Source organism: Polaribacter sp. PL03 (assembly GCF_033875165.1).
GTDB lineage: Bacteria > Bacteroidota > Bacteroidia > Flavobacteriales > Flavobacteriaceae > Polaribacter.
Window position 1 is genome coordinate 701,234 of the sequence record NZ_JAWZSV010000001.1, and the last position, 11,247, is coordinate 712,480.

The 11,247-nt window shown below is 29.7% G+C and carries 10 protein-coding genes; 8 read left to right on the plus strand and 2 right to left on the minus strand.

The annotated features are described in order from the left end of the window. Nucleotides 1-7: 7 nt before the first annotated feature. Nucleotides 8-1,051, minus strand: a complete 1,044-nt coding sequence (mutY, locus tag SHK09_RS02990; RefSeq protein WP_319809287.1) for an A/G-specific adenine glycosylase — start codon at nucleotides 1,049-1,051, stop codon at nucleotides 8-10. A 141-nt stretch (nucleotides 1,052-1,192) separates the two neighbouring features. Between mutY and SHK09_RS02995 the strand changes: the two genes are divergently transcribed. Both SHK09_RS02995 and SHK09_RS03000 read left to right on the plus strand, forming a co-directional pair. Next, entirely contained in the window at nucleotides 1,193-1,483 is a 291-nt protein-coding gene (locus tag SHK09_RS02995) for an HU family DNA-binding protein (RefSeq protein WP_004569505.1), read from the plus strand. A gap of 323 nt (nucleotides 1,484-1,806) precedes the next feature. Beyond that, entirely contained in the window at nucleotides 1,807-3,336 is a 1,530-nt protein-coding gene (locus SHK09_RS03000; RefSeq protein ID WP_319809288.1) for an Rne/Rng family ribonuclease, read from the plus strand. Between the two features lie 90 nt (nucleotides 3,337-3,426). Here SHK09_RS03000 and SHK09_RS03005 read toward each other — a convergent pair whose 3' ends face one another. Beyond that, nucleotides 3,427-4,482 carry an endonuclease/exonuclease/phosphatase family protein gene (locus SHK09_RS03005; RefSeq protein ID WP_319809289.1) on the minus strand — a complete coding sequence of 352 codons (1,056 nt, stop codon included), beginning with the start codon at nucleotides 4,480-4,482 and terminating at the stop codon, nucleotides 3,427-3,429. A 131-nt stretch (nucleotides 4,483-4,613) separates the two neighbouring features. Here SHK09_RS03005 and SHK09_RS03010 point away from each other — a divergent pair, with 131 nt between their 5' ends. The 6 genes from SHK09_RS03010 (at nucleotide 4,614) to SHK09_RS03035 (ending at nucleotide 11,241) form a co-directional block, all read left to right on the plus strand. After that, the gene (locus tag SHK09_RS03010) at nucleotides 4,614-7,364 is read left to right on the plus strand and encodes a TonB-dependent receptor (RefSeq protein WP_319809290.1); all 2,751 of its coding nucleotides are present in this window, start codon (nucleotides 4,614-4,616) and stop codon (nucleotides 7,362-7,364) included. 16 nt (nucleotides 7,365-7,380) lie between these two features. Beyond that, nucleotides 7,381-8,802, plus strand: coding sequence for a DUF5689 domain-containing protein (locus tag SHK09_RS03015; RefSeq protein WP_319809291.1), 1,422 nt, complete (start codon nucleotides 7,381-7,383; stop codon nucleotides 8,800-8,802). Between the two features lie 13 nt (nucleotides 8,803-8,815). Then, nucleotides 8,816-9,229 carry a methylmalonyl-CoA epimerase gene (gene mce, locus SHK09_RS03020; protein WP_319809292.1) on the plus strand — a complete coding sequence of 138 codons (414 nt, stop codon included), beginning with the start codon at nucleotides 8,816-8,818 and terminating at the stop codon, nucleotides 9,227-9,229. A gap of 90 nt (nucleotides 9,230-9,319) precedes the next feature. After that, the gene (locus SHK09_RS03025) at nucleotides 9,320-10,198 is read left to right on the plus strand and encodes a cell division protein FtsX (protein WP_319809293.1); all 879 of its coding nucleotides are present in this window, start codon (nucleotides 9,320-9,322) and stop codon (nucleotides 10,196-10,198) included. Between the two features lie 3 nt (nucleotides 10,199-10,201). Continuing rightward, complete coding sequence (locus SHK09_RS03030) at nucleotides 10,202-10,444, plus strand: DUF3098 domain-containing protein (RefSeq protein WP_319809294.1); 243 nt, start codon at nucleotides 10,202-10,204, stop codon at nucleotides 10,442-10,444. A 2-nt stretch (nucleotides 10,445-10,446) separates the two neighbouring features. Beyond that, nucleotides 10,447-11,241, plus strand: a complete 795-nt coding sequence (locus tag SHK09_RS03035) for an undecaprenyl-diphosphate phosphatase (RefSeq protein ID WP_319809295.1) — start codon at nucleotides 10,447-10,449, stop codon at nucleotides 11,239-11,241. The last annotated feature ends 6 nt before the right edge of the window (nucleotides 11,242-11,247 follow it).

The following is an 11,247-nucleotide window of genomic DNA, read 5'->3' on the forward strand; positions in this document are numbered from 1 at the left end:
ATATCAATTACTTTTTAGGTTGAAAAGCTTCTAAGAAATTTGCAATTAAAATAGGAACAGGAAAATCTTGAATATCTTTCCAAAGAATATCAGCATTTTTAAGTGTTTTAGTTTCTACAATCCAAAATTGAGTGTATAAATGTTGATGTGATAATTTATGAACAATTTCTTTTTCGTTAAAAAGAGAGATTGAAGTTTCATTAGGAAATAGATCTATAAATTCATTTGAAGAAATAATTTCTTTTTGATTGCTCTTTTTTTCGCTTTCAATTAAGGGAAATTGATATAAACCTTGCCAAATACCTTTTCCTATTCTTTCCGTTAGAATTGTTTTGTTGTTGTCTGTTTTTATTACTAGAAAATTAAAATAACGCTTTCTAACTTTTATTTTTTTCTCTTTTACAGGTAATTCTTTAGTTAGTTTTTTTTCTAAAGCGACGCAACTATCAGAAAACGGGCAGGTTTCGCATAACGGATTTTGTGGTTTGCAATGCAATGCACCAAAATCCATAATAGCCTGATTAAAGGTTCCTGGTTGTGTTTTGTCGATTAAAGTCTGCGCTAGTGCTTTAAACTCTTTAATACCAGAAGTTGAGTTAATTGCTGTATGAATACCAAAGTAGCGGGAAAGCACCCTATAAACGTTACCATCTACAACTGCAGTTGGTTCGTTAAAGCAAATTGATGCAATTGCAGATGCTGTATAATCTCCAATTCCTTTCAATTTTATAATTTCGTTGTAAGTTGATGGGAATATGCCATTTAACTCTTCTGCAATCTGTTTTGCAGAAAAATGTAGGTTTCTTGCACGCGAATAATAACCTAGACCTTGCCACATTTTTAAAACGGTACTTTCGTCTGCTTTTGCGAGGTCGAAAACTGTTGGAAAAGTGCTTGTAAATTTCAGATAATAAGACAAACCTTGCGCAACTCTTGTTTGTTGTAGCATGATTTCGCTTAGCCAAATAAAATATGGATTCTTACTTTTGCGCCAGGGAAGCTCTCTGTTGTTTTGTAAATACCAGTATACTAATGTGTTAGAAAATTTCATGGATAAAAAATAGAATTGCAATATTACATTTTAAAATTAAGATAAAATTAAGTCTTTATTTTTTTGGAATTGATTAATTATCATATATTTGCATCCGCATTTTTGAAAGTAATTTAATAAAAATATAGTAAAAATAGAGACATGACGAAAGCAGATATCGTATCTAAAATTTCAGATAAATCAGGAATAGAAAAAACAGATGTTTTGGCAACTGTGGAAGCGTTTATGACTGAAGTTAAAGGTGCATTAGAAAATGGCGATAACGTTTATTTAAGAGGTTTTGGTAGTTTCATAATCAAAACTAGAGCAGAAAAAACTGGTAGAAATATTTCTAAGAATACGACTATTAAGATTCCTTCTCACAACATTCCGGCTTTTAAACCAGCAAAAACTTTTACCGAAGGGGTAAAAAGTAAAGTAGCTGTTAAATAACATTAACACAATACTAATCTAAGTTCTAACGAACTTAAAAAAATCGAAACATTATGCCAAGTGGTAAAAAAAGAAAGAGAGCAAAAATCTCTACACACAAAAGAAAGAAAAGAGCTAGAGCAAATAGACACAAGAAGAAAAAGTAAGCTTATGCTTACTTTTTCGTTTATTGTATAGCGAAAAAATTATTAAAACAAAAAAGTTCATTGACATTCGAAGATTTACTCGTTGTGTAAGGCAGTAAATCTTCTCACGGTATTTATAATACCTGACAACATTAATCCATTTGCACAATAAAGTGCAGTGTTAAAACCAAATTCAGTATGAAAACAGAATTAATAATTCGTTCAAATTCATCTGATATTGATTTTGCCTTATTAAGAGATGGAAAACTTATAGAATTAAATAATGAAACAACTGGTAATAAATTTTCTGTTGGCGATATTTTTTTAGCCAAAATAGGAAAAGTATTAACAGGTTTAAATGCAGCCTTTGTAAATGTTGGTTACCCAAAAGATGGGTTTCTACATTATCATGATTTAGGTGCGCAGGTAAACTCATTAAATTCATTCGTTAAGAAAGTAAGCACAGGTAACTATAAAGAATTCACTTTAAAAAACTTCCAAAAGGAAGAAGACATTAACAAAGACGGTAGTGTTAACAGTGTACTAAAATCGGGGCAAAACCTATTAGTACAAATTGTAAAAGAACCAATATCTACAAAAGGACCAAGATTAAGTTCTGAGCTTTCTATAGCAGGTAGATTCTTGGTATTAGTTCCTTTTTCGAACAGAGTTTCAGTTTCTCAAAAGATTGAAGACCCAAAAGAAAAAGAACGATTAAAAAGACTAGCAAAAAGCATAAAACCAAAAGGTTTTGGCGTTATTCTTAGAACTGTTGCCGAAGGAAAAAAGGTAGCAGAACTAGATAAAGATTTGCAAAACTCATTAGAACGTTGGAAAAAAATGTGTAAAAGCATTGCAAATACAAATACTCCAACAAAAATTTTGAGCGAATTAAACAGAGCATCTTCTATTTTAAGAGATGTTATGAATGAAAGTTTTACAAGTATTGTAACAAATGATGAAACTCTTCAAGAAGAAATTAAAGAGTATTTACAAGAAATTTATCCTGAAAAGGAAAAAATAGTAAAGTTACATAGATCTGAAATTCCTATTTTTGAAAAATACGGAATCGAAAGACAAATAAAAACATCGTTTGGTAAAACAGTTTCTATGAGCAAAGGTGCGTATCTAGTAATAGAACACACAGAGGCTTTGCACGTTATTGATGTAAATAGCGGAAACCGTTCTAATAAAGCAGGTTCTCAAGAAGATACCGCATTAGAAGTAAATCTAATTTCAGCAACCGAAGTAGCACGTCAATTACAATTGCGTGATATGGGAGGAATTATAGTTGTAGATTTTATCGATATGCATAAAGTTGAAAACAGAAATAAACTGTTTCAGCATCTGAAAGAGCAAATGGCTTTAGACAGAACAAAACACAAAATATTACCTCCAAGTAAGTTTGGTTTGGTTCAAATTACAAGACAAAGGGTTAGACCAGAGTTAAGTATAAAAACTACCGAAGCTAACCCAAACAAAAATGGAGATGTAGAAGCGCCAATTGTCTTATTAGACAAAATTGAGGCAGATTTAGAAAAATTTATTTCTAATCCAAAAAATAAAAAGATACAATTACACTTGCATCCTTTTATTGCTGCTTATTTATTAAAAGGCGTAAACTCTATTCGTTTTAAATGGTATTTAAAACACAAAAAGTGGATTACTATTATACCTAGAGATGCTTACACATACTTGCATTATAGATTTAAGTCTCCAAGAGATTAATTTTATAATTGTAAAAGGCAATAATTTATTATCAAAAAAACCCGAAACTTCTAAAGTTTCGGGTTTTTCTATTTTAGATCTAGTTGAAATCTAATTCTTCTCTTTAATTAAATACATATAAACAGGGTAGTGGTCTGAGTAGCCACCGGTATAAGCACCGTTAGAAAAACTTCTAAAAGGATACCCTTTATACTTCCCTTTTTTATCACTTAAAAAACGCTTATTAAAAATCATTGCTTTGTACATTTTATAAGTAGCGTATTCTTTTTTACCTTTATCTAACAAAGAAGATGAAATTAGAATCATATCGAAAAGGTTTAAATTATCTCTATACACTAATGTATTAAAGCCTCTTCTGTGTAAGTTTTCATACGGATTGTAAATATCATTTTCATTAACATTTTTCTTTTTTCTTTTCGTTTTTAAAATTTTCTTGAAACTAGAATTTATAGGGTCATCATTAAAATCTCCCATTGTTAAGATTTTAGCATGTTCATTTTTATCTCTAATCTTTTCAATAATTTTTAAATTTTGATATGCTGCTTTTTCTCGTAAAGGCCTACTTTTTGCTTCACCGCCACTTCTAGAAGGCCAATGATTTACAATTATATGAATTAATTCATCGTCTAAATAACCAGACACTAATAATTGATCTCTAGTAAATACTTTTCTGTTGTTTCTGTAAATATTAGGATTAAAAACTTCGTGATAAACAGGTTTAAAATATCTTTTCTGATACAAAAAGGCAACATCAATCCCTCTTTTATCAGGAGAATCGTAGTGCACTATACCGTAATTTTTCTCAATTAAATGTTTCGATTTTACCAAGTCTTCTAAAACACTTAGATTCTCTACTTCAGAAACACCAATTATTGCAGGACTAGTTTTTGTTTTCTCTAAACCTATCTGTGCAATGGTACTTGCTAATTTGTCGATCTTGTCCCAATAAACCTTAGATCTATTCGATTTTAGTTCCATCATTGGGCTAGCTTCATCGTTAATAGAAGTATCATTTATGGTGTCGAATAAGTTTTCTAAATTGTAAAAAGCAATGGTTCTTATAGTATATTTCTTTTCGCTTTTTTGAGAAAATGAAATACTGATACTAAACAATAAGAGCAATATTAAATAGATTTTCTTCTTCATTTTCTATGCATTTTTTAAGACAAACTTACAGAAGAAAATACATCTTTAAAAATAAAATTTAAAATTCACAAACCTTTTTAAATAAAAAAAGACTAAATTTATTGCGCTAGAAAACTGAAAAAGAAATACTTATGAATAAAGCTATTGTAATAATAGTTGTGTCTTTGTTGTGCTATGCAACAAATTATTCTCAAAATACTATAACAGGAATTGTTAGAGATAGCAATTTTGAGAACCCATTACTTAACGTAACTATAAGCTTTAAAAATAAAATTAATACTTCTAAAACGAATATTGATGGAGTTTTTAAAATTGAAAACCTTGCTAACGGAAAGTACCTTTTACAAATTAAATTTACTGGTTTTGAAAGCCAGAATTTTCCTGTTGAACTTATTGGTAATACTGTAGATTTAGGAACTATTTTGTTATACAAAGACATAACAGAAGTTTTAGATTTAAGTGTTATTACAATTACAGATGATGAGTTGAGTAATGATACAAGTGCTGCAGACAATATTTCTGGTCTTTTACAAGCGTCTAAAGATATTTTCTTAAGAACTGCTGCTTTTGAGTTTAGTTCTTCTTTTTTTAGAATAAAAGGGTTAGACTCTGGAAACGGTAAGGTTTTAATAAACGGAATTGAAATGAATAAAGTCTACGATGGTAGAGCGCAATGGAGTAATTGGGGTGGATTGAATGATGTTTTAAGAAATCAGGAGTTTAGCAACGGTTTAGCACCTTCTAATTTTACTTTTGGCGGAATTTTAGGATCTACAAATATGAATACCAGAGCATCATTACAAAGACCTGGTACAAGAATAACTTATTCTTCTTCTAACAGAAGTTACGTGCATAGAGTTATGGCAACTCATAGCACTGGTGCTTCTAAGAAAGGTTGGGCTTTTACTTTTTCGGGAAGCAAGAGAGTAGGTAAAGAAGGTTTTAACGAAGGTACTTCATACAATGCATATTCTGTATTTACATCTGTAGAAAAGAAGCTGAATACTAAGCATAGTATTAATTTTACAGGAATTTTTACACCAAATAGAAGAGGTAAATCTTCGCCCAATACACAAGAAGTTTTCGATTTAAAAGGAATTAAATACAATGAATATTGGGGCAATCTAAATAATAAAAAATTAAACTCAAGAATTAAAGAAGTTGTTGAGCCTATTTTAATGTTAAGTCATTATTGGTCCATTTCTAAAAGGTCTACGATACAAACAAACGCTTCTTATCAATTTGGAAAAATAGGGAACAGTCGTTTAGATTTTAATGGAGGTTCAAATCCTAGTCCTACGTATTACCAAACATTACCAAGTTATTTTTTAAGAAATAATAATTTATCTGGTGCATATACAGCACAAGATAAATTTGTAAATAAAGGTCAGTTAGATTGGGTACGTATTTTTGATGCCAATAATACAACTGCAAACTCTGGTTTAAATAATGCCTATGTTTTGTATGAAGATAGAAACGACGACAAGCAAATTACTATAAACTCTATTTATAATTCAGAAATAAATAAGAATATTACTATTAATGCGAAGTTAGAATACAAACGTTTGCGTTCTCAGAATTTTGCCGAAGTGATAGATTTATTAGGAGGAGCAAGTTATTTAGATATTAATAATTTTGCAGATACAGAAGCACAAATGCAAAACGATTTATTAAATACAAATCGAGTAGTTGGTGCTGGAGACAGGTTTAAGTATAATTTTAATTTAAATTCAGATTTGCTAAATGCCTTTTTACAAGCGCAGTTTAAATATAATAAAATAGATTTTTATGCAGCAGCAAATGTTTCTCAAATACAGAATCAGCGAGAGGGTTTGTATAAAAATGGGCGATTTGAAAACACATCTTTAGGTGCTTCAGAAGTTGTAAGTTTTACAAATTATGGTGTAAAAGCTGGTGGAACTTATAAAATTAATGGTCGTAATTTAATAGATGTAAATGTTGGGTATTTAACACAAGCTCCAACAATTCGAAACTCTTTTTCTAACTCGAGAGAAAATAATAATATAGTAGAAGATTTACAGAGCGAAAAAATATTTTCGGCAGATTTAAGTTACATTCGAAGAAGCCCTGTAATAACATCTAGAGTAACAGCTTATTATACTTCGATAAAAGATGCAACAGAAATTTCATTTTATTTTGGAGATGGAATAGGAGGTGATAATACTGCTTTTGTTCAGGAAATCTTATCGGGAATTAAAAAACAACAAATAGGTTTAGAACTAGGTTTAGAGGCGCAAGTTACAGCAACTATAAAACTAAAGGGAGCAGCTTCTATTGGTCGTTTTACGTATGCTAATAATCCAGATTTATATCTTACTTCAGATGTAACAAATGAGGGTATTTTTGATGAAAATGGTCGTTCTGGAAACTACATATCAAACTTAAAAAACTATAAAATTTCTGCAGGACCACATAGTGCTTATTCTGTTGGTTTCGAATATCGAGATCCAGATTATTGGTGGGTTGGTGCTACAATGAATTTCTTTAGTAATACGTATGTAGATATTGCTCCTTTAACAAGGTCTAGTAATTTTTACACAGATTTAGATGGTTTAACTTTTCCTAATTATAACTTAGAGATTGCAAGAAAACTTTTACAGCAAGAAAAATTTGATTCTTATAAAGTAGTAAACCTTGTTGGAGGTAAATCTTGGAAAATAGAGGGTTATTATATTAGTGTTTTTGCAACAGTAAATAATTTATTAAATACAGCGTATAAATCTGGTGGATTTGAACAAGGAAGAAATGCAAATTATAATGAATTAAGAGCAGATAAATCGTTAGAGAAACCTGTATTTGGTAACAAGTATTGGTATGGTAGAGGTACTACTTACTTTATAAATTTAGGTGTAAGTTTCTAAAAATAAATTAGTTGATATGAAAAGAAATAAAAAAATAATTTTAGTATTAATTCTTGTTATAAGTGTGTTTTTTACTGCTTGTGTAGAAGATAATGATTTTACGGTTCCAGAGAATTTAGGTGTCGAAGAGAATGAAAAATTAGCAGCAATTTTAGACAGTATTCAAAATAATCAATTAGAATTAAAGTCTATAAAAGATCTAAAAAAATTATATAATTCTGGGACTACACCCACAAAAATAGTTTCTAATATTATTGTAAAAGGTTATGTAATTTCTTCGGATGCAAAAGGAAATTATTTTAGAGAATTTTACATGCAAGATGCTCCAGAAAATCCTACAGCCGGAATTAAAATTACAATTAATTTAAATAATAGTTATAACAAATTTAATTACGGACGAGAGGTTTATATTCGTTTAAAAGGATTGTATATTGGAGAAATTAATTCTGGTGACGGAGTAATTACTATTGGAGGAAAAGTTAGTGCAACAGATGAAAAAGAAATACAGAATGTTTCTTCTAAACAGATAGATGCACATTTTTATCGTTCAGAAAAAACAGAAACAATTGTACCTAAATTAGTTTCTTTAGCAGGTTTAAATGCATCGGATATTGGTACATTTATAACAGTAACCAACGTTCTTTTTCCTGCTAATTTATCTGGAAAAGCATATGTAGATCCTACAGAAGATTTTGATACTCAACGTAAAATACAAACCTGCCAAACAGTAGGATATGCAGATTTATTAGTAGAAACAAGTTCATTTGCTAGTTTTGCCAATGAAGCATTACCAGTTGGCGGCGGAACCATAAATGCTGTAGTTTCTAAAGATTATAATGGTAATTTTTTAGTCTTGGTTTTAAATTCTACAGAAGATGTTGTAATGTCTGGTGATAGATGTACAACCCAAACTGAAACTGATTTTAAAACAATTTTATTGGAAGAAAATTTTGATACTTCTTCTGGTGAAATAAAAGTTGCAGATTGGCTAAATTATAGGCAAGAAGGTACAAAGTCTTGGAGGTCTTACACAGATACTTATTCGCAAAGTAAAGCGGCAAGAATTGGTTCTTCTAATTCTGGAGACGCAAGTACCATTACTTGGTTAATTACAAAAGGTATTAATTTAGATGCAACTACAGAAGAGTTTTTGTCTTTTGAAACATCTAATAGTTTTGCAAACGGAAGTAACTTAGAAGTTTTAATTTCTACAGATTGGAATGGAGTAGAAGCAGGTGTTATTTCTGCAACTTGGTCTGTTTTACCCGCAAAAATAGTTGCAGATGGTGAAGGATTTAAAAACTGGATACATTCTACGTATGTAAATTTGTCTAACTATTCTGGTACAGCATTTATTGCATTTAAATACACAGGAAATGGTAATGTTGGTTTAGATGGAACGTATGAGTTAGATAATATTACTATTATTGCAAAGTAATTAATTGTACTTCATGGAAAAAATAGAACACATTGGTATTGCTGTAAAAGATTTAGAAGTATCAAATAAATTGTTTGCTTCATTATTTGGAGAAGAACATTATAAAGAAGAAGAAGTATTGTCTGAAGGTGTAAAAACATCTTTCTTTAAAAATGGCCCAAATAAAATAGAATTACTTCAAGCGACAAACTTAGAAAGTCCAATTGCTAAGTTTATTGCAAAAAAAGGAGAAGGAATTCATCATATTGCATTTGCCGTATTAGACATTAAAGCAGAAATAGAACGACTAAAGAAAGAAGGTTTTGTTGTTTTAAATGAAACTCCTAAGAAAGGTGCAGATAATAAGTTGGTTGCTTTCTTACATCCAAAAACTACAAATGGCGTTTTAATAGAGCTTTGTCAAGAAATAGAAGAAGAAAATCTGTAGTAAAAACTATAAAAGTTAAAATACTGCTAACAGTTACTGTCAACTGCTTACTAATTATTATCTTGCCAGCGTTTTAAAAAGCTATTATAAATGCCTTCAAAATTTGAATCTTATCAAAAAAGACGCTTAGCATCTTCTTACATATCTGTTGTAATTAGTATTGCTTTGGTTTTGTTTATGGTTGGTATTTTGGGTTTGGTACTTTTAAAATCTACTTTAGTTTCTAACAGAGTAAAAGAAAAAGTAGCTATTACTTTATTTTTAAAGGATAAGGTAAGTAAAAAACAAATAGATGGTTTTAAAGCTTCTATTGCAAAAGAAGACTTTACAAAAAGAATTGTTTATACTTCTAAGGCTCAGGCAGCAAAGCAATATAGTAAAGAAATTGGCGAAGATTTTATGAAATTCTTAGGTGAAAATCCTTTAAAAAACGGAATAGATATTTTCTTAAAAGCAGATTTTGTAACTCCAGAAAAAATGGAAGAATTAGAAACTCGTTTTCTTAAAAATGTATTTGTTGCAGATGTTTCTTATGATAAGCCTTTAATAAATCTACTAACAAAAAACCTTAAAAGAATTAGTTTTTGGTTATTAGTATTAAGTGGTTTTTTTAGTTTAGTTGCAATTATTTTAATTAATAGTTCTATTAGACTATCTATCTATTCGAAAAGATTTAATATTAAAACCATGCAAATGGTAGGCGCAACAAAAGGTTTTATTAGAAGACCTTTTATTTGGCAAGGTATAAAATTAGGTATTATTGGTGCGCTTGTAGCATTAATAGGTTTAGGTGTGGTAATTTATTATTTAGATAGTTTTGCACCTAGTTTAGGTTTGTTAAAAGATTACGTTTCTTTAAGTTATTTAGTTGGTGGTGTTTTAATATCTGCTTTTATAATTACTTGGTTAAGTACATTTTTTGCAACTCAACGTTTTTTAAATTTACGAACAGACGAACTTTATTATTAAAATATGAAAGACGAAAAAATTCAAAAACCAGCATTTATTTTTGGAAAGAAGAACTACATCTTTATGGTGGTAGGAATTGTTGTAATAGCACTAGGTTTTACTTTTATGTCTGGTGGAGGAAGTGATAATCCTGAAGTTTTTAACGAAGAAATTTACAATTGGCAAAGAATTCGTTTAGCACCAACTTTAGTAATTATTGGTCTTGCAATAGAAATTTATGCAATTTTATTAAATCCTAAAAAATAAATATGGATATTTTAGAAGCGATAATCCTTGGAATAATTCAAGGTTTAACAGAGTTTTTACCAGTTTCTTCTAGTGGGCATTTAGAGTTAGCGAAAGCAATTTTAGGAGACACGTCTGTGCCAGAAGAAAGTTTAACTTTTACAGTTGTTTTACATTTTGCAACTGCATTAAGTACAATTGTTATTTTTAGAAAAGAAATTTTAGAAATTTTTAAAGGGTTGCTTCAATTTAAATGGAATGATGAGTTTAAATTTTCTTTAAAAATTATTATATCTATGATTCCTGCAGTAGCTGTAGGTTTACTTTTTGAAGAAGAGTTAGAATCTTTTTTTGGAGGTAAAATCTTACTAGTAGGTTGTATGTTATTATTAACAGCTTTGTTGTTATTATTAGCAGATAGAGCAAAAAATACCAAGAAAGAAGTTTCATTTTCTAATGCCGTTTTAATTGGTATTTCGCAAGCAATTGCAATGTTACCTGGTATTTCTAGATCTGGTGCAACAATTTCTACATCCGTATTATTAGGAATCGATAGAACAAGAGCAGCAAAATTTTCTTTTTTAATGGTTGTACCATTAATTTTCGGAAAAATTGGTAAAGATGTTTTAAGTGGAGATTTAAGCTTTCAATCATCTGAAATGATTCCTATTGCAGCAGGTTTTATTGCTGCTTTTTTAGCAGGTTTAATAGCTTGTAAATGGATGATTTCTTTAGTGAAGAAAAGTAAACTATCTTACTTTTCAATATACTGTGCAGCTGTAGGAAGTATTGCAATTGGGTACGCTCTTTTAAATTAACTTTAT